Source organism: Halomicrobium sp. HArcht3-1, from assembly GCF_058933345.1.
The window spans coordinates 521,860-537,474 of record NZ_JBZYDM010000001.1 but is presented as its reverse complement, the minus strand read 5'-3'; the positions used below and the strand labels follow the sequence as shown (position 1 = coordinate 537,474).

At 56.0% G+C, this 15,615-nt stretch carries 25 protein-coding genes; 16 read left to right on the top strand and 9 right to left on the bottom strand.

The window, feature by feature from the left end; genetic code table 11:
• Positions 1 to 89 precede the first annotated feature (89 nt).
• From AC5FRW_RS02885 to AC5FRW_RS02865, 5 genes are read left to right on the top strand one after another with little or no spacing between them, the layout of a single operon-like run.
• Positions 90 to 419, top strand: coding sequence for a hypothetical protein (locus AC5FRW_RS02885; protein WP_493566914.1), 330 nt, complete (start codon positions 90 to 92; stop codon positions 417 to 419).
• Positions 391 to 768: a helix-turn-helix domain-containing protein gene (locus tag AC5FRW_RS02880; protein ID WP_493566913.1), complete on the top strand. Its 378-nt coding sequence runs from the start codon at positions 391 to 393 to the stop codon at positions 766 to 768. The genes AC5FRW_RS02885 and AC5FRW_RS02880 overlap by 29 nt, the downstream gene beginning before the upstream one ends.
• Positions 761 to 1,744, top strand: a complete 984-nt coding sequence (locus AC5FRW_RS02875; protein WP_493566952.1) for an ImmA/IrrE family metallo-endopeptidase — start codon at positions 761 to 763, stop codon at positions 1,742 to 1,744. The genes AC5FRW_RS02880 and AC5FRW_RS02875 overlap by 8 nt, the downstream gene beginning before the upstream one ends.
• Positions 1,744 to 2,367: a C1 family peptidase gene (locus AC5FRW_RS02870; RefSeq protein WP_493566912.1), complete on the top strand. Its 624-nt coding sequence runs from the start codon at positions 1,744 to 1,746 to the stop codon at positions 2,365 to 2,367. The genes AC5FRW_RS02875 and AC5FRW_RS02870 overlap by 1 nt, the downstream gene beginning before the upstream one ends.
• Positions 2,367 to 3,173: a thymidylate synthase family protein gene (locus AC5FRW_RS02865; RefSeq protein WP_493566911.1), complete on the top strand. Its 807-nt coding sequence runs from the start codon at positions 2,367 to 2,369 to the stop codon at positions 3,171 to 3,173. Before AC5FRW_RS02870 ends, AC5FRW_RS02865 begins: the two co-directional genes overlap by 1 nt.
• A gap of 125 nt (positions 3,174 to 3,298) precedes the next feature.
• Here AC5FRW_RS02865 and AC5FRW_RS02860 read toward each other — a convergent pair whose 3' ends face one another.
• The gene (locus tag AC5FRW_RS02860) at positions 3,299 to 3,589 is read right to left on the bottom strand and encodes a winged helix-turn-helix domain-containing protein (protein ID WP_493566910.1); all 291 of its coding nucleotides are present in this window, start codon (positions 3,587 to 3,589) and stop codon (positions 3,299 to 3,301) included.
• Between the two features lie 218 nt (positions 3,590 to 3,807).
• Between AC5FRW_RS02860 and AC5FRW_RS02855 the strand changes: the two genes are divergently transcribed.
• Positions 3,808 to 4,005, top strand: coding sequence for a hypothetical protein (locus AC5FRW_RS02855; protein ID WP_493566909.1), 198 nt, complete (start codon positions 3,808 to 3,810; stop codon positions 4,003 to 4,005).
• 217 nt (positions 4,006 to 4,222) lie between these two features.
• The gene (locus AC5FRW_RS02850) at positions 4,223 to 4,567 is read left to right on the top strand and encodes a PadR family transcriptional regulator (RefSeq protein ID WP_493566908.1); all 345 of its coding nucleotides are present in this window, start codon (positions 4,223 to 4,225) and stop codon (positions 4,565 to 4,567) included.
• A 557-nt stretch (positions 4,568 to 5,124) separates the two neighbouring features.
• Here AC5FRW_RS02850 and AC5FRW_RS02845 read toward each other — a convergent pair.
• Positions 5,125 to 5,481: a winged helix-turn-helix domain-containing protein gene (locus tag AC5FRW_RS02845; RefSeq protein ID WP_493566907.1), complete on the bottom strand. Its 357-nt coding sequence runs from the start codon at positions 5,479 to 5,481 to the stop codon at positions 5,125 to 5,127.
• A 407-nt stretch (positions 5,482 to 5,888) separates the two neighbouring features.
• Here AC5FRW_RS02845 and AC5FRW_RS02840 point away from each other — a divergent pair, with 407 nt between their 5' ends.
• Entirely contained in the window at positions 5,889 to 6,626 is a 738-nt protein-coding gene (locus tag AC5FRW_RS02840) for an HFX_2341 family transcriptional regulator domain-containing protein (protein ID WP_493566906.1), read from the top strand.
• An 8-nt stretch (positions 6,627 to 6,634) separates the two neighbouring features.
• Here AC5FRW_RS02840 and AC5FRW_RS02835 read toward each other — a convergent pair whose 3' ends face one another.
• Positions 6,635 to 6,901, bottom strand: a complete 267-nt coding sequence (locus tag AC5FRW_RS02835) for a winged helix-turn-helix domain-containing protein (RefSeq protein ID WP_493566905.1) — start codon at positions 6,899 to 6,901, stop codon at positions 6,635 to 6,637.
• Positions 6,902 to 7,390: 489 nt separating this feature from the next.
• A complete protein-coding gene (locus tag AC5FRW_RS02830; protein ID WP_493566904.1) occupies positions 7,391 to 7,654 on the bottom strand; it encodes a winged helix-turn-helix domain-containing protein in 264 nt (87 codons plus the stop codon).
• A gap of 377 nt (positions 7,655 to 8,031) precedes the next feature.
• Between AC5FRW_RS02830 and AC5FRW_RS02825 the strand changes: the two genes are divergently transcribed.
• From AC5FRW_RS02825 to AC5FRW_RS02815, 3 genes are read left to right on the top strand one after another with little or no spacing between them, the layout of a single operon-like run.
• On the top strand, positions 8,032 to 8,376 hold the full coding sequence (locus tag AC5FRW_RS02825; protein ID WP_493566903.1) for a PadR family transcriptional regulator: 345 nt from the start codon (positions 8,032 to 8,034) through the stop codon (positions 8,374 to 8,376).
• A complete protein-coding gene (locus AC5FRW_RS02820; RefSeq protein ID WP_493566902.1) occupies positions 8,373 to 8,579 on the top strand; it encodes a hypothetical protein in 207 nt (68 codons plus the stop codon). The genes AC5FRW_RS02825 and AC5FRW_RS02820 overlap by 4 nt, the downstream gene beginning before the upstream one ends.
• Positions 8,576 to 8,725 carry a hypothetical protein gene (locus tag AC5FRW_RS02815; protein ID WP_493566901.1) on the top strand — a complete coding sequence of 50 codons (150 nt, stop codon included), beginning with the start codon at positions 8,576 to 8,578 and terminating at the stop codon, positions 8,723 to 8,725. The genes AC5FRW_RS02820 and AC5FRW_RS02815 overlap by 4 nt, the downstream gene beginning before the upstream one ends.
• 4 nt (positions 8,726 to 8,729) lie before the next feature.
• On the opposite strand, the gene AC5FRW_RS02810 is transcribed toward AC5FRW_RS02815, so the two are convergent.
• Positions 8,730 to 8,954, bottom strand: a complete 225-nt coding sequence (locus tag AC5FRW_RS02810) for a type II toxin-antitoxin system HicB family antitoxin (protein WP_493566900.1) — start codon at positions 8,952 to 8,954, stop codon at positions 8,730 to 8,732.
• Positions 8,955 to 8,997: 43 nt separating this feature from the next.
• Positions 8,998 to 9,309, bottom strand: coding sequence for a hypothetical protein (locus AC5FRW_RS02805; RefSeq protein ID WP_493566899.1), 312 nt, complete (start codon positions 9,307 to 9,309; stop codon positions 8,998 to 9,000).
• Between the two features lie 395 nt (positions 9,310 to 9,704).
• On the opposite strand from AC5FRW_RS02805, the gene AC5FRW_RS02800 reads away from it, so the two are divergent.
• Positions 9,705 to 10,148 carry a hypothetical protein gene (locus AC5FRW_RS02800; RefSeq protein ID WP_493566898.1) on the top strand — a complete coding sequence of 148 codons (444 nt, stop codon included), beginning with the start codon at positions 9,705 to 9,707 and terminating at the stop codon, positions 10,146 to 10,148.
• A 1-nt stretch (position 10,149) separates the two neighbouring features.
• Here the strand turns inward: AC5FRW_RS02800 and AC5FRW_RS02795 are convergent, their stop codons facing one another.
• The gene (locus tag AC5FRW_RS02795) at positions 10,150 to 10,314 is read right to left on the bottom strand and encodes a hypothetical protein (protein ID WP_493566897.1); all 165 of its coding nucleotides are present in this window, start codon (positions 10,312 to 10,314) and stop codon (positions 10,150 to 10,152) included.
• A 205-nt stretch (positions 10,315 to 10,519) separates the two neighbouring features.
• On the opposite strand from AC5FRW_RS02795, the gene AC5FRW_RS02790 reads away from it, so the two are divergent.
• The gene (locus AC5FRW_RS02790) at positions 10,520 to 10,912 is read left to right on the top strand and encodes a hypothetical protein (protein WP_493566896.1); all 393 of its coding nucleotides are present in this window, start codon (positions 10,520 to 10,522) and stop codon (positions 10,910 to 10,912) included.
• Positions 10,909 to 11,487, top strand: coding sequence for a J domain-containing protein (locus tag AC5FRW_RS02785; protein ID WP_493566895.1), 579 nt, complete (start codon positions 10,909 to 10,911; stop codon positions 11,485 to 11,487). The genes AC5FRW_RS02790 and AC5FRW_RS02785 overlap by 4 nt, the downstream gene beginning before the upstream one ends.
• Positions 11,488 to 11,640: 153 nt before the next feature.
• Here AC5FRW_RS02785 and AC5FRW_RS02780 read toward each other — a convergent pair whose 3' ends face one another.
• Entirely contained in the window at positions 11,641 to 11,913 is a 273-nt protein-coding gene (locus AC5FRW_RS02780; RefSeq protein WP_493566894.1) for an HTH domain-containing protein, read from the bottom strand.
• A 595-nt stretch (positions 11,914 to 12,508) separates the two neighbouring features.
• On the opposite strand from AC5FRW_RS02780, the gene AC5FRW_RS02775 reads away from it, so the two are divergent.
• Both AC5FRW_RS02775 and AC5FRW_RS02770 read left to right on the top strand, forming a co-directional pair.
• Positions 12,509 to 13,582, top strand: coding sequence for a tyrosine-type recombinase/integrase (locus tag AC5FRW_RS02775; RefSeq protein ID WP_493566893.1), 1,074 nt, complete (start codon positions 12,509 to 12,511; stop codon positions 13,580 to 13,582).
• Between the two features lie 440 nt (positions 13,583 to 14,022).
• Positions 14,023 to 14,787, top strand: a complete 765-nt coding sequence (locus AC5FRW_RS02770; RefSeq protein ID WP_493566892.1) for a hypothetical protein — start codon at positions 14,023 to 14,025, stop codon at positions 14,785 to 14,787.
• A 20-nt stretch (positions 14,788 to 14,807) separates the two neighbouring features.
• Here the strand turns inward: AC5FRW_RS02770 and AC5FRW_RS02765 are convergent, their stop codons facing one another.
• On the bottom strand, positions 14,808 to 15,581 hold the full coding sequence (locus tag AC5FRW_RS02765) for a CPBP family intramembrane glutamic endopeptidase (protein ID WP_493566891.1): 774 nt from the start codon (positions 15,579 to 15,581) through the stop codon (positions 14,808 to 14,810).
• Positions 15,582 to 15,615 lie beyond the last annotated feature (34 nt).

The following is a 15,615-nucleotide window of genomic DNA, read 5'->3' as shown; positions in this document are numbered from 1 at the left end:
TGTATCGATAGATTTGGGCCTTTTGAGCCATAATTGCCCAGAGATCACCGTAAGCTATAACATTCTTTCGGTCAATTTCACTTACACGAATGGACTCTCCATCCGAAGCTCAAGATATAGATGAGGACCTAGCAGGTCTTGAGGATGAGCTTCGGGAATGGTGGGATCAAAAGAATTCTGGACTAAGTGGGGCTGATGATGATTCACTGGGCGATACCGATCTGTGGGGAGATCTTCCTGAAATTGATTCTAAAACTGCTGCACAAGCGGCACCGATCTGCGAAGAGCATCTAGATATTGATTTCGATATGTCGATGATTCAGGAAGGAGGGTATGAATCAGTTGACAACTTCATTGACGATCTTCTCCCACAACTCAGAGAGAAGGTAAGTGACACTCAGACTCAGGACGATGACTAAGAATAACGAAAAATCTCAGACGCTGGGTGAGAGATTAAAAGACGAGCGTGAATATCGGGGCTTCTCAACACAGGAGATTGCGGATTACTTGGCCCTCTCACAAACAGCGGTTGAAGAAATTGAAAGTGGGCAAAGAGAGATTGGATCAGATAGTTTAGAAGGGCTAGCTAATCTTTACGAGCTATCTGTAGACAAGCTGTGTGGTGATCAAACGAACGATGAAGCTGATGAGGCATTCGAAGTACTTGAGCGTAGTAATGAGGACTTGTCTGAAAATGATAGGAATGAGATTCAAAGATTTTTGAAATATCTAAATTCTAGGCAAAACGGCGGTGACTCTCATGACTAATTATCGAAGCGAAATCCTGGAAGCTGCTAAAGAGGCGGGTCAGTTTAAAGATCGCCACCTAGAGGAAGGGGAGTTCGATCTGTGGAAGATTGTTGATAAATTAGAAATTCCAATATTTTTCAGGCCACTTGACAATCTGTGGGGTGGAGCAATTACAGTTGGAGATCAGCAGGGTATCCTAATCAAAGCGGATTTACCAAAACATCTTCAGCGGTTCACACTGGCACATGAACTTGGACACGTTGTGTTAGGCCACGGTGATCAGGTAGATGACGAATGCAGTGTGAATATGAGAGTTTCAACTGACAGTGAGCGGCCGATCGAAGAAATAACTGCTGACGCATTTGCTTCCGAACTACTCGCTTCGAGGGATATCGTCATACAACACGCTCGACGAAACGGCTGGGGACAAGAAGAACTCCAGACTCCGAAATACATTTATCAGCTATCAAACCGGCTGGGATTAAGCTTCGAAGCGACTCTCTGGACATTAGTAGGCCATGATCTACTCTCACAAGAAAAAGGAGAAGAGTTCAATGATAATCCAGATCTTCCTAAGGAATGTAAGAGCTTCTTTGTCCCCGATAGCATTCCTTGGAACTCCTATGCGGACATCTGGTCACTTTCCGAAAAAGAAAGTAGCATTCGATTGAACGCCGATGAAGAGGATATATTTGTGATTGAGCTTGAAGAACTGGCTTCCTCAGGATACCGTTGGGAATTCCCAGAAACGTCTCCGGCAGAAAAAATACATGATGGCCAATCCGCGGGGGAAAAATACGGGTCCTCTGGATCGAGGAAGTTCGCGTTCATGTTTCCAGATCCGGGAAACTATAATATCCAATTCAGACATATGAGGCCGTGGAATAATGAAGTGATCGAGGAACTGAAATTCTCGATCGATACTCGAGGTGGGCAAGAGATCGGACTTCCTCGAAACAGAAAAGAAGCTTTCCTTCAGGGAGGGATGGCTTGATGTTGGAGGCAAAAGTTGATCGTAGGACGGACTTTCATGAAGTTCAAGACCAGGGTCCGTTCAAAACTTGCTTATCATATGCGACCTCTGCCGTTCATAGGATCAACAAGAATATAGAACATTCATTGTCAGCAGAGGCCCTTCATTACACCGCGTCTGAGGGCGGCTTTAGATCTGGTTGTAACATGATGGAGATCCAGGAGGCACTTTTTGAGACAGGCCAGCCTGAACGACATCACTGTAAAGAAATAACTATGCAGAATCACCTCCAGTGGTCGCCTCCCAGTGGTGTTGAATACTACCAATCTGATTCATCGTTCGAAAACGCTTCAATCGAAGTTGTGCAGAGACTTATACAAGAAGGTAGATATCCCATTTTGGGAATAGCAATTACCGATGAGTTTCGTGACCCCAAGCCTCCTTGGGTGTTGTATCCGGGTGAGATCGTAGGCCGTCACGCCGTCGTTGGGGTGGGACTTGGGGAATTCGATGGAAATCTGGTGATATTAGTCCGAAATAGCTGGGGCAGTGAGTGGGCAGACTCAGGATATGCTTGGCTTGACCGATCATTCCTTGAGGATCATCTTGAGGGACTACTATTGGTAAATCGAGGGGAAGATTGATGACCGAACTCATTGAAGCAGATACTCGATTAGAAGCTTGGGTATTAGCCACTAAACCTCTTCTTGATACAGATTATAAACAAGACATAATTCTACACATTGAGTCACCTAGTGAAAGCCATAGCCTTGAAGATGAGATCAACGAAAAGCTTGATCATCATTACGATAATGCAGATATGGATCCAATCAATACTATTGCAGAAACTATATTTCCGGCCTCGCTCTACCGTGACAAGAAATTCTCAATCGAAGATGTCTATGATGAATACTTAGACCAACTTGATATCATTCTTCAGAGGAGCAATGGTTATAATTGGGGTACATATTTCGAGAGGATGATTCAGCGTAAAGACCCCGAAACTGGAGAAGATTTCAATCCACTGCAAAAAACAATAGAGAAACTAGACCGAGCTAACAGCCCTGGTGGGCACCCTTTCAAGGCCTGCTATGAGATCAATCTTCAGGGAACGTCTTCTGACATTGCGTTGTATCACGGTGCATCTGACCGCCAACAAACCCGAAATTTACCCTGTCTCTCACACCTTTCGTTCAAGCTATTTGACGAAACAGTACACCTAACAGCCTTTTACCGGTCACATGATTACCGGTTCAAAGTTCCGGGAAACCTTTTGGGCCTCGCACGTTTACAGGATTGTGTAGCTAATGAGGTGGGAGCAGATCCTGGCCAATTAGTTATTCACTCAAGTAAGGCGTCAATCGCTTCAGGCTCTCCCGAGGGAGAATTCCGTACGATTGTGGATCGATTATGGAAGAACATTAAAAACTCATCAATAGATGATTTTTAGCCGAAAGGCACCAAGAAGGAAGAAAACTGTAGTATTACTCATCTCTATAATCCAAAGGAGCGGTCGTGATGATGCGAGAATTCTTGATAATTAGTAAAGGACAACAGTGATGAGGCAATCAAGAATCAGGAGGTTGGTTCAGGCTCGTCTCGAAGATCAGCCTCGCCCTGAAGATACTGTTCACCCTTCTCGGTGATTCTGTACCATGGTCCACTCGGATCAGCGACTTCAATTAATTCAGCCGCTTCAAGCTTCGGGAGCCTGCGCTTGATTGTGGAGTAGGAGATATCGTACCCATCGCTACTGAGATTGATCTCCAGCCCGCGTTTATTCAGCGCGACACCAGTCTCTGCGAGATATTCGAGGATGATGTCGTCTCTCCCCGTCATCCAAGTACTCCGGTGTCGGCGAGGCACAACGGCGAAGCGCTCCGAATGGGGTTAACTGGGGGGGTTTTCGCCGTTTTCAACCAATATCTTTCCATATTAGACCAATATATTGGGCAAGACTTATTACTTGTGACCAATATTTTGGTCGTGAGGCCGGTGCGATGCCTCTCGGGGCTACGACTACCGCGAAAACGGGGTCGATGCCCGTGCTGGAACCACAGGCATCGCGTTGGCCGCACCAACGCATGCAAACCGACGCACTCCAGGGACTTAGTAGGTCCCAACGGACCGACGCACAGTCTTCGACCGCCGGCCAGTGCCCCGTCTGCGGGACCCCGCTCGACGGGATCGCCTGCGACGGGCCGACCGGCTACACGGCCGACCCCTGCGGCCACTTGCTCGGCCAGCTGACCGTCAGCGCACTCGCGCGTGATTCTCCATGACCACGAACCCGACGCAGCGACAGTCGCACCGCCCGTGCATTCAGCCACCGATTCGGTCACATTCGATCACGATTCGGTCATCCGTCAGTCGCCCGAAAACCGACCGGACAGCGACGCTCCGCCGATCCACCTCGAACGAAACCCCGGTTCGGTCACCTGCCCGCCGCAGTCTTTCAAGCCCAGTCGTTCAGGCTTCTGGTATGCACGGAGGCCAGCGATGACGACGTGGTTCGACCGCACGGGCTTCCAGCGTGATCTGCTGCACGCCATCGTCGCGCTCGAAGCCGACGACGAACTGCCCTACGGCCTCGCGCTCAAGGAGTGGCTGGGCGAGCGCTACAGCGACCCCGTGAACCACAGCCGGCTGTACCAGAACCTCAACACGCTGGAAGCGGCGGGCCTGATCGAGACCGAGGCCGTCGACGACCGGACGAACGCGTATCGGCTGACCGACGCGGGCCGCGACGCGTTCGAGGCTCACGCCGAGAGCATGGCGGCGATCTCGGGCCGCGAGTCCGACGCTGCGCCGCAGGCCAGGGCCGACGGAGGCGATGGACGATGAGTGGTGTTAACGCCCTAACGACGTTTAGAGGCCGGATCGACTAATTGGATTGATAATCCATTATTAGACATTACAAGCTAATCGTTGGCTTATCGGTGGTACCAATAGACCCCAGCAATATTACAACACCATGGTATCTCAGGTCGAGTCTGGACCACATCACTGCAGAATAAAAGAAACACTCCGCTCGGTAAACTCTGAGACACCACTAATTGAGTATCTGGACGGGGAACTTGATCCCGAATCTATAGATTGTGTTGCTTGGACGAACCCAATTAAAGAGTTACAAGGAGAACTCACACTTCGATTCCCCTCCGCTGACGGTCACCACTACGTAACGTTTTCTGAATCCAAGGGTCTAATTGGTGTGTATCTTGGCCCACACGGAGCTGAAAACCGTCCAGCATCAATATCTCACGCTACTGTTGAACAACTATTGGAGTCTACAGACGATGTGGCACTTCTGGCTACAAAAGAGACATCTCTATCTAATTCCATCGTCTCTGATCTCGTCTAAAAAATAGTGTTTTGCGAGCGGTTCAGTTACGGCTCGACTACTACCAGAACTCCCAGCGATGCGGACCGCCGACGACGTTGTCGGCGATCTCGTCACGGATGAGGTCCTGGAGGTCCCCTGTGGACATCGACTTGGCACGGGAGAGTTTACCTGGCGCATACTGCTTCACCAGGCTCAGAAGGTAGTCACGGTCGCCCGTGAGTACCTTGTAGTTGTTGTTGATGATGACCGCCGGGATTCGAGTCGTCTTCGCACCGTCGATTCGCCCATTGGCCTTCATCTCTTTCGCGTTCTCTCGCGTGTAGCCATTGCTGTAGTCGATACCATCTGCAATCTCGTTGACCGTCGACTGACCGTTATTGGTCAGGAAGGTCTCGATGTCGTCTTTGACTGTCACTGTATAGGGCGGAGATTTGGGCTCTCCGTTTGCCACTGTACTACCGCCCGTGTTCATCGAAGAAGCTAATATGCCGCAATGCAATGACCTGTTGAGGCCACCACCTCGACAGCGCTTCTCGTCGCACGGGGGACGAATTCGGCCGCCACCAACGGCCGAATTCACTCATCGCCACTTGCCGTTCAATGAATTCAGTTTAGCCTTGTCCTTACGTATACGTACACTGTCTATGATAATAAAGAGGGGCGCTATTGTCGGGATCTGGATGGTTCCATAAGACTAGACAGGAGAGGGAAGCTAGACGATTTTGGCATTCTAGAGCCTCTAGAATATCCACCCTGATAAAATTAATGATACTTCAGCCATAGTAATCACGCTTATCAATAAGCAATAATCTAGGAGAAGATATGCCACTCCAAACCACATTCCGAATTCACATCGCCCCACAGGGATACGAAGACGAACGGATCTACAAGCCTGCAATAAATAGTCGAGCGGACAAGGTCTATTTATTAGTTACAGATGACGACGATCAGTCCAGAGAATGCCGAAAAACGGTTCAGGAAGAGTTAGACGATGCCGAGATTGAACACGAAACTGTCGACTGTAACATCTTCGATGTTGATGAAGCAATCCAGAAATTCTCGCACGTGATCCAACAACACCCAGATGACGATGTCAAAGTGAACATTTCGACTGGAAGCAAAATTACTGCTATCAGTGGGATGCTGGCTTGTATGATGTCAAACGCAACACCATATTATGTCAGAGCAGAGGACTACGGAAACGAACCCGTTAGTAAGGGAGTCAAAGATGAATTCGAGTTACCCGCTTATCCCATTGATCCTCCAGAGCGTGATTTTGTAGAAGTACTATCTTTCCTCGAACAGCAAGACGATGCGGATGAAAAAGTCAAGATCAGAGACTTGAACGAATTCGTGCAAAAAGAAAATCTAGACGTCGTACAAAGTGCTGACCGGGAAGACAAGGACAATATATACGATATTGTTAATGACGAAATAATAGATCCGTTGGTAAAAAAGGGATTTATTCGGAAGCAATCGTATGGCGGAAGCAAGTATTTGAGTCTCACAGAGGAAGGAGAACAGACGCTGGAATTCTCTCGACATTTAGTGGAGGAGTGACTGATTCGTCAAGCTTCAGTTTCTTCTAGATCTTCGGCGTCAAGATCCCCAGCGAGATAAGCCCGGCCGCGGTCGGTGATCTGGTAAAGACCATTATCAACACGCTCTACAAGATCATGCTCTCGGAGCTTCTTCATTCGTTTACTAACATAGTTTCGGGTGTAGTCGGTGTTTTCTGCTAAGACACGAGGGGTTAGGACTAAACCGCTTGATTCTAACGTCTCTAAAATCCGATCATCACCCTGAGTCATCCACGATACCCTCGGTCTCTGCATTTGCAATTCGTGCCACTACTATCGACATAGTTACACCGATGGCAAACCTCTAGGAGTGTTTTCGGGTTCCTGCAGTCAACCATATGATGGAATAGAATTAAGTACCCAGCCAGTAAGTGGTGATTCAACGGAAGCACTTCGCGGACCCGTCGCTGGTCGTCGGGTCCACTCTGAGAATCTGCGGACCCCGCTGTTGGAGCCAGCGGGTCCGCGTGTGTTCCTACTTCTATTGTTGGCCCGGACCACCAAAAAGCCTTTGCTTCGGAGCAAACAAAGTGATAGCAGACCCATGTCATCAAGAGGGCCAGATCCTAAAGCTACGGATGAAGAGTTGATCGATTCCATAGACTCTGCAGAGAGTCCTTTCGCTACAGCTGGTGATGTCGCAAGCGAAGTTCCTCTTTCCTCAGAGCGTACGCGCCAGCGGTTGAATCAGCTTGAAGAAGACGGTCGTATTGCAAGAACGAAAGTCGGCGGTAGTGCAGTCGTTTATTGGATCTCTGATTCGCCGTCAGGGTCCAAGTAGGCCTTTCCTCTACTAGTAATCCACCAGACGCGTGCTCGGCCGATCTTTCGCGTTTCAACTAATCCATCCTCTGCCATTCGTCTTAGACGCTGGTCAGCAGCTTGGCGGCTCACACCTGTTTTTTCGGCAATATCGCTTGTACCGAGGACTGGCGAGTACGCAAGAGCTAGCGCCTCAAGAATCGACTCTCGATCAGCAGTAGGATCTGGCCCCGGTTTCTCGGTCACTTTGCTGGGCCTTCACTCGCATTCTTCATTAGTCATGCTGAGACTTTCCTTTGCTATGGGACAAGAACTAAATATGTGGCTCCAAAGCAAGAGATAGGTGGCCGGCTGGCACCGCCACCGGTCCCGCGACCCATGAACGACGGAACGCCAACCCACGACCAGAGGCATCGCTCTCGAAGCAGCCCAACCACTCGACAGCCACCGATTCGATCACATTCGGTCACGATTCGGTCATCCGTCAGCCGTCCGAAAACCGACCGGACAGCGACGCTCTGCCGAACCACCCCGAACGAGACCCCGATTCGGTCACCCGCCCGCCGCAGCCTTTCAAGCCCAGTCGTCCACGCTCCTGGTATGCGAGCAACAGGAGGCCACCGATGACGACGTGGTTCGACTGCACGGGCTTCCAGCGCGATCTGCTGCACGCCATCGCCGTGCTGGAAGCCGACGACGAGTTGCCTTACGGACTCGCGCTCAAGGAGTGGCTGGGCGAGCGCTACAGCGACCCAGTGAACCACAGCCGACTGTACCAGAACCTCAACGCGCTCGAAGACGCGGGGCTGGTCGAGACCGAGGCCGTCGACGACCGGACGAACGCGTATCGGCTGACCGACGCGGGCCGCGACGCGTTCGAGGCTCACGTCGAGAGCGTGATGGCGATCTCGGGCCGCGAGGCCGACGCTGCGCCGCAGGCCCGCGCCGACGGAGGCGATGGGCGATGAGCGAGGTCGACGCCCGTGACGACGCACACAGCGCCCCGACGGTCGACGCGTGCCAGTGGCGGCTTCGCTACGAGGTCGGCGAACTCACGCACTTCTCCGAGTGGACGGCCGACTTCCCGACCGTCGAGAACTACTACGAGCAGTTCCGCCGCGAGGACCACATCAGCGCGGCCACTATCGAACGCCGGGAGGTGCTGCGATGAGCGACCAGGATGAGAGCGAGCGGGTCGACGACGACGCTCGCCGCCGGGCGATGGCGGCACAGATCGAGTCGGCCGCTCGCGCGATGGAGGAACACATCCAGCGCGTTGCTGCTGCAGTCGATGGCGAGGAGGAGCGTTCGGAATGACGGTTCAGTCGCCCAGCAACTCACGGGTCTCCTCGTCGGTGGGTTCGTGGCCGCCGTCGCTCTTGATCGCCGCTACCACGTCGTCAAGCGCGTCGAGTGCTTCTTCGCGCATCGAACCCTGTGCGCTGATCTCTACCTGGATGTCGCGGGCCGTCCACAGCCCGTCCGGGTTCTCCAGAAGTCGAATCTCGCGGCCTTCGCGAGCGTCGCCAGAATCAGCGCGAGCCATATCTACGCGAAGACGATCAAGCGCGAAAACTGTTCGGAGTCAGTTACGGATATTCCTGCTCGATCCGCTCTTTTCCTCGTTCGGTGATGAGATAGTTCGCTCTCCCACTCTCGTCATCATCCATTACCTCGATACTGCCATCTCGGTCAATCTTCACACGGTCCAGATCACCGGATTCTACGAGGTCAGAGAGCTTGTTTTGCAGGGTTCCGTAGGAGAAAGTGACATCCTCTTTCACGATCATTCCGCCGAAAATCTGGCGCGGCTGAAGCGGAATGTCGTAGTCCGACATGAACTTCAGAATCTGCAACTCCGTGTTGATTCTCGGCACGTTGCCATCATCAGACGGTACCATATTGGGTCCATTGGTTCCACGAGAGAAATTATTGCTGACGTAATAAAATGCTTACTAAGTCATAATTGTGTTTGCAAACACAAAGCACTAAGTGCTTGTGTGAAACATTGGACTGTCGAGGACAGCGCGATGCCTCTCGGGGCGTCGATCCGTCTGAAAAGCGGGTCGATGCCCGTGTCACCAGCACAGGCATCGTGTGGGTCCTATCAAGACCACATGACAACGAACGCACGCCGGGGAGAAAAGTACTCCCCTCTGAACGGCGCGAAGGCATCGACTACCGGCCAGTGCCCGGTCTGCGGGTCCCAGATCGACGGGATCGCGGCAGACCGTCGACGCACTGCCCGGCCCTGTGGCCACTCCGTGGCCGACCGGTCCAGAGAGGTTCTCCAGTCATGAGTGAAACCACCGAGAGCGAGAGTATCGACACCGACAAACTACGACACACGGCTGCCGCGCTCAATCGGCTGGCGACGCAGCTGGAAGAGGGAGCGACTCTGGAAGACATCGACGACGGCCAGATTGATCCTGAACTCCGCCGGGCGTTCGTCAGTTGCGACCGTCGCCACGAATACGACGATCTCGGGGCGCGCTTGCGGGCCACGACAGAGGAACTGGAAGCCTCCGAAAACGTCGAGACGGCTACAGTGAAGACCGATGCGATGGACAAACCGGCGTACGTTCGCGCCGTCGTCTCCCCGATCAAGCGCGGTTCCGCACCACTTCAGCCGGTGCTAATCGACTACGATCTGTTCATCGGGAACGCCTATCCGCTGGCGGATGTCGACGGTATGGTCTACTCGATTCGGCCTCACCGCCGGGTGCGTCTCAATGTGTAGCTCAGAACAGTTGCTCCTCGACGAGCGCATCGAGGTCGAGGGCGTCGAGTTCGTTCTCAGCTGCGGTCTCGATCTGTTCACGGCGGTCGTCGTCAAGCTGGCGTCGTCGCTTATACTGGTCCTGAAGACCATCAAGTTCCCCGAAGCAGTCCGCACACAGTGGCACGAGCCAACTCGTCACTGGGCGGTCGAGACCACGCTGACCAACGAGGTAACCGACCCAGTCGACACTTGGACGGAGAGTGAATTCGGTCGAGTCCGTTCCGCAGCGAGCACAGCTATCAGCCATATATCACCTCAACTCGGCGGCATGCAGGTAAGCCTACGCATTGGACGACTGACCGACCGACTCCGCGCGACTACCCAGACCAATGAGTGACACCACCGAGAGCGACGAGCGCATCGAACGGCCAGAACGCGACTGCCCCGACTGTGGTGGGACACAGATCCTCATCGAGAGCGATGATGTTGGTGAGGAGTGGGCCTGTACCAATCCGAACTGTGGGCGCAGTGACCTGGACGACGGCGTGGCCAACACGATAGACCACCTCCCCGAAGACCACCTGTTCGAGGCACGACTCGACGACGACGGCGTCCACACCCAGTTCGGCTTCGGGGAATCCACGTCGCGGACGCTCCTGCGGATCATCCGAGCGGGCATCGCCGCCGACGAAGCGATGCACCGGCTGGACGACGACGAACGCGAGAAGATCGAGGCGCTGGCGGACGCACTCGACGGCCATCTCGGTGGTGAGTTCGCATGACCCTCGACTGGCCCCCGGCCTTCGAGCGAACTCCACGACGGGAACGGACGCGCAAGAACGATTTCCGGGTCAGCCTGACCCGCGCCTTCGACGAGCTGGAGGCCGACCTCGACCGCATCGGCGTCGACGACTACCGCTACGGCTTCGACGCCAAGGAGCGCAAGCGCGACGGTCGGCCCTACGCCGACGCGAACCCCGACGATCCCGGCTTCGTCCTCCGATGGTCGATGGACGGCGACCAGTTCGCGCTGGCCTGCGACCGCTACGTGCGCTTTCTGAGCAACGTCCGGGCGCTGGGTCTCTACCTCCGCGAGAAGCGCAAGATGGAGAATCGCCCGGTCGTCTCCGGCGAGAGCGAGTTCGCCAACGCCCGCCTCCCGAGCGGCGAGGAGGAGGCGATCACCGCATCCCCGCCGCCCCACGAAGTGCTGGACGTGGCTCCAGACGCCCCCGACGGCGTCGTCGAGGCTGCGTTCCGCGAGAAGACCAAGGAAGCCCATCCGGATCACGGGGGTAGCGCGGAGGCGTTTCAGCGACTCCAGCGGGCCAAGGAGGCGATGCTCGGTGACGAGTAAGTTCTGCATCGCCGAACCAACTGCGGGTACGACGCTCGACGACACATGATCGCCGAACAGAATGATCGAGTTCCGACCCCAGTGCTGCCCCGGCGTGGAATGAGTCCGTCGGAACCCACGACCGGGTGTGCCGAGTTGGTATTTAAACCTTCGTCAGTCCTCGGACTTGCCTTCGAGGAACTCGCGGCCAGCTTCGGTGATCCACCACGCCCGGCCTTGGCCGAACTTCTTGGAGTCAACGAGGCCACGATCATCGAGGTCTCGAAGTCGCTTGTAGACTCCAGTTTTGCTGATCGGCAGTTCATCCGCCAGTTCAGGAGCCGACACGACTGGATCTTCGTTTGCTACGAAAAGCTCCAGAATCTGAGAATCAGATACCACGGGCTTTCGACCTCCAGAATCCGTCGGCTCGCCCGGTTCTCCCATACAGGCTATATCTCACCGTCATTGTTAAGCTCTCATATATCCCACACTAGTATCTCTGGGAACCTTAGGGTTTCTGTGGTTCTTAAGATCTCCGCAATAACTAAGTTACTCCGCAATAACCGAGCTGTCGAGGACAACGCGATGCCTCTCGGGGTGTCGATCCGTCTGAAAAGCGGGTCGATACCTGTGTCCTCAGCACAGGCATCGCGTTGGCCGCACCAACGTATGCAAGCCAACGAATTCCGGGGAGAAAAGAACTCCCATCGTACGACGGCGAAGGCATCGACTACCGGACGGTGTCCAGTCTGTGGCGCGGCGATCGACGGACTTCCCGGCCCTGCGGCCACTCCGTGGCCGACCGATCACTCGCGACGATCCAGACCGATGAGTGACACGGCTATCCGGTGAGGAATCCAGTACTGCGGCCGGACCCACAGGTGGCGCTTCGGTTCGAGTCCGAAGGGGTCCCTCGACAGCGCCCGCGGCTCGATTGGAACCCGTGACGCGGTCGCTGTCACCAACAGAGACCCATGTACGAAATCACAGACCGCCGTGTTGGTTGTTTCGTCCGACGAGTCACTGGAGGTGTCGCCACGTGACCGGTCGTCGCCGACCGGAACCGGGGGAGCTTCGCCCCCGCGAGGCAGTCGACCGCTACCTCCGACGCCGACGCTCGGATAGCACCAAGAAGAGCGTCCACGGCTGGGAGTACCGGCTGAAGCTCTTCGTCGAGTGGTGTGACTCCATCGGCATCGAGCGCGTCGGCGACCTTCGCGGGTACGACCTCGACGAGTACTTCGAACTGCGAAGCGCCGAGATCGCGCCGGTTACCTTGGAGGGCGAGATGTGGACCCTCAAGATGTTCTGCGAGTTCCTCGAAGATATCGAAGCCGTCGACGACGGGCTGGCCGACCGGGTCCGCATCCCCGACATCGATCCCGAGGAACGATCGAGCGACACCAAACTCGACGCCCAGGAGGCCCGTGCGCTGCTGGAGCACTACCGCAACTCCGACTCGGACTACGGGACCCGACAGCACGTCTTCCTCGAACTGGCCTGGTTCACGGGTGCCCGACAGGGTGGCCTCCGGGCGCTCGACGTCCGGGATGCGGAGCTGGGCGAGAACCCCTACGTGATGTTCCGTCACCGGCCCGATACCGAGACGCCGCTGAAGAACAAGCGCCGCGGCGAGCGCCCGGTCGCACTCTCGCCAGAGGTCGCGGCTGTCGTCAAGACCTACCTCTCGGAGTACCGCTACGACGTGAACGACGACCACGGCCGCCAGCCGTTGCTGGCGAGCGCGACTGGTCGCCCGACCAGCAACACGGTCCGTTTCTGGAGCTATCTGGCGACCATTCCCTGCACGTATGGACTCTGTCCCCACGGGAAGACGATCGAGGACTGCGACTGGACCGCCCGGCGTCACGCCAGCAAGTGCCCCTCGTCTCGGTCGCCCCACCAGATCCGAACCGGGACGATCACCTGGCTACTCAATCGCGGGTGGCCGCCACAGGACGTGGCAGAACGGGTCAACGCCTCGGTCAAGACCATCGAGGACCACTACGACAAGGCGACGCCCGAGGAGCGTCGCGAACGACTGCGCGAGCGGATGGAAGACCGACGCCGATCGCTCATCGACCAACTAGAGTTTCAGAAAGATGATGATTAACACGACGATCCGAAAACGGACGAGAGACCATGCACAGGACCCTGCGAATCGGGATAAACCAGAATCGCGCCGGCCCATTTCCACGACTTGCAACCGTGAGCGTAGCGAGCGGTCCGTGGCGTGTAAACAGTAAACGCCAGCGAATTCGAGCAGGGAGGTCACAGCCCACACAACGCAGTGAGCAGGACCGTGTTCGCGTCATTCGATAGTTTGCGCTAGCCCAGTCCCCATGTTTCGAGATTCTCCGATGTGTCGGGTGGTCGGAGCGATGGCTGTACCGGAGCGTTCCACAGTCATTTTTCAATAGTGGGACCACATAACGCAACAATGTTGCTCGTGCCCGCCCCGACGATAGCACCCACGGGTCGAACGGCTGGACACACCCCTGTCGACACTCCGGTCCGGCAGCCGTACAACCATGCCGAAACCCTTGATCGACCGTGAGCGACGACGATAGCGTCACCGCGAAGCCCGCCTCGCTCCTGACGAAGACACAACGGGCCAGGATTTGCGCGGCGTTCGCCGAGCAGGACGAGCACCAGCGTCGGCGGGACCAACAGCAGATCCGCGAACGGATTCGAGCCGGTGTGACCGATTTCGAACTGCTCGCCGACTACCCCGACCGGCAGTTCGAGCTTGCCTTCGACGACCTCGACGACGAGGCGATGACGGCCGCGCTTGCTGACGTCCGACTCGTGACAGAGCGGCTGCGAGCACTCCACGACATCGAGCGCGAGGCGGTCGTGGGACGCGCGAGCGAGCGCGCAGGTACGCTGTCGTCAGATATAGAGGGAGACAGTATCGACGGCGTCGAACTCGTTCCGGCAGCGACGTACCGCAAGCAGGGCCGCGCGGCCGCCGAAGCCGAGCGAGAAAACCGCTGGAACGAGCGCGTTGACAGTCTACTGAAGACCGCCGCTGTCGCTTCGTTCCCGCTACTGGTGGGCTGGTTCGCTGACACCGTGACCGAACAGAACCTGGTCGCTACACGGGCTGAAGTGAGCATCACGATGGCACTCTCCGCGCTGGTCGTCCTGACAGTGGTCGCGAGCGTCTTTCTCATCAAGGGCGCACAAGCACTGAAATACGATATCATCCCGGCTATCCGGCGGTTCCGGCGGAATCCAACCGCTGTCGTCAGCGGTGCGACGGCGGTACTCCGACGGCCCGGCGCAAAACTCAGGGCAATCTGGGACGAACTGTGAGCCCGCCATCTCGTCGTGGGTCAGACCGGGACCACTTTCAGGACCAACTCGTGGACGGTGACCGTCCACGTCATCGCGTGAGTGAGAGCCGTCACCACCAGATTCTCGGTGCGTTCGTAGGCGTAACCCCACACCAGTCCGGGGAGGACAGTGGTGATTCCCCAGCGCAGCGCACCGAGCGCACCGACACTCGGCGTAACCAGGCCAACGAGGACGTGCATGAGTCCGAACAGAAGCCCACCGGCTACCACGACGCCAGCCACGTCGAAGGCCCGGCGGAGCGTCCCCTGAATTATCCCTCGATACACGAGTTCTTCTGCCGGAGCAGCGAAGATGAACATCCCGACGAACGCGGCCGGCCAGAGCAGCGGCCTCGTCGAGAGGTCGACGTGTCCAGCACCCGCCGCTGGCTCAGGGTGTGGAAGGCCAAGGGCCGCCAGCACAGGGGGAAGGACGACGCCCTGCGCAGCGAACACGAGCGGGATGAGGACGATCCAGGCGGCGTCTTCCAGCGTGGGAACACGGAGCTTGCAATACTGGCCGAGATCACCGCGCCAAACGAGAAACGCGGCGGCGAAGACCGCGAAACCGACCTGGATAGAGCGGAGTTGAAGGGCCGAAACAGCGGGGACCGTCAGGACGCCGGCGGTGCGGAGCACGGCACCGGCGACCACGATGCCGACGACACCAGTCACGAACGCGACGACGGCAATCCCAAGGGCTGCCGCACCTGCACGGAGCCGGGAGGAGAGCGATGGGCTACTGTCGGTGCCCCGGTCGGTCAACACGCTCATTGGTCACCTCCCGACGCCGGCCAGGTGTGAGGGC

Bases quoted from the DNA above. Each gene is read 5' to 3' on its own strand.
- AC5FRW_RS02790 (WP_493566896.1), top strand. From the start codon at position 10,520: ATGAGTGACACCACCGAGAGCGACGAGCGCATCGAACGGCCAGAACGC.
- AC5FRW_RS02865 (WP_493566911.1), top strand. From the start codon at position 2,367: ATGACCGAACTCATTGAAGCAGATACTCGATTAGAAGCTTGGGTATTA.
- AC5FRW_RS02875 (WP_493566952.1), top strand. From the start codon at position 761: ATGACTAATTATCGAAGCGAAATCCTGGAAGCTGCTAAAGAGGCGGGT.
- AC5FRW_RS02850 (WP_493566908.1), top strand. From the start codon at position 4,223: ATGACGACGTGGTTCGACCGCACGGGCTTCCAGCGTGATCTGCTGCAC.
- AC5FRW_RS02810 (WP_493566900.1), bottom strand. From the start codon at position 8,954: ATGGCTCGCGCTGATTCTGGCGACGCTCGCGAAGGCCGCGAGATTCGA.
- AC5FRW_RS02820 (WP_493566902.1), top strand. From the start codon at position 8,373: ATGAGCGAGGTCGACGCCCGTGACGACGCACACAGCGCCCCGACGGTC.
- AC5FRW_RS02825 (WP_493566903.1), top strand. From the start codon at position 8,032: ATGACGACGTGGTTCGACTGCACGGGCTTCCAGCGCGATCTGCTGCAC.
- AC5FRW_RS02805 (WP_493566899.1), bottom strand. From the start codon at position 9,309: ATGGTACCGTCTGATGATGGCAACGTGCCGAGAATCAACACGGAGTTG.
- AC5FRW_RS02765 (WP_493566891.1), bottom strand. From the start codon at position 15,581: ATGAGCGTGTTGACCGACCGGGGCACCGACAGTAGCCCATCGCTCTCC.
- AC5FRW_RS02835 (WP_493566905.1), bottom strand. From the start codon at position 6,901: ATGCAGAGACCGAGGGTATCGTGGATGACTCAGGGTGATGATCGGATT.
- AC5FRW_RS02870 (WP_493566912.1), top strand. From the start codon at position 1,744: ATGTTGGAGGCAAAAGTTGATCGTAGGACGGACTTTCATGAAGTTCAA.
- AC5FRW_RS02800 (WP_493566898.1), top strand. From the start codon at position 9,705: ATGAGTGAAACCACCGAGAGCGAGAGTATCGACACCGACAAACTACGA.
- AC5FRW_RS02815 (WP_493566901.1), top strand. From the start codon at position 8,576: ATGAGCGACCAGGATGAGAGCGAGCGGGTCGACGACGACGCTCGCCGC.
- AC5FRW_RS02855 (WP_493566909.1), top strand. From the start codon at position 3,808: ATGCAAACCGACGCACTCCAGGGACTTAGTAGGTCCCAACGGACCGAC.
- AC5FRW_RS02785 (WP_493566895.1), top strand. From the start codon at position 10,909: ATGACCCTCGACTGGCCCCCGGCCTTCGAGCGAACTCCACGACGGGAA.
- AC5FRW_RS02780 (WP_493566894.1), bottom strand. From the start codon at position 11,913: ATGGGAGAACCGGGCGAGCCGACGGATTCTGGAGGTCGAAAGCCCGTG.
- AC5FRW_RS02885 (WP_493566914.1), top strand. From the start codon at position 90: ATGGACTCTCCATCCGAAGCTCAAGATATAGATGAGGACCTAGCAGGT.
- AC5FRW_RS02840 (WP_493566906.1), top strand. From the start codon at position 5,889: ATGCCACTCCAAACCACATTCCGAATTCACATCGCCCCACAGGGATAC.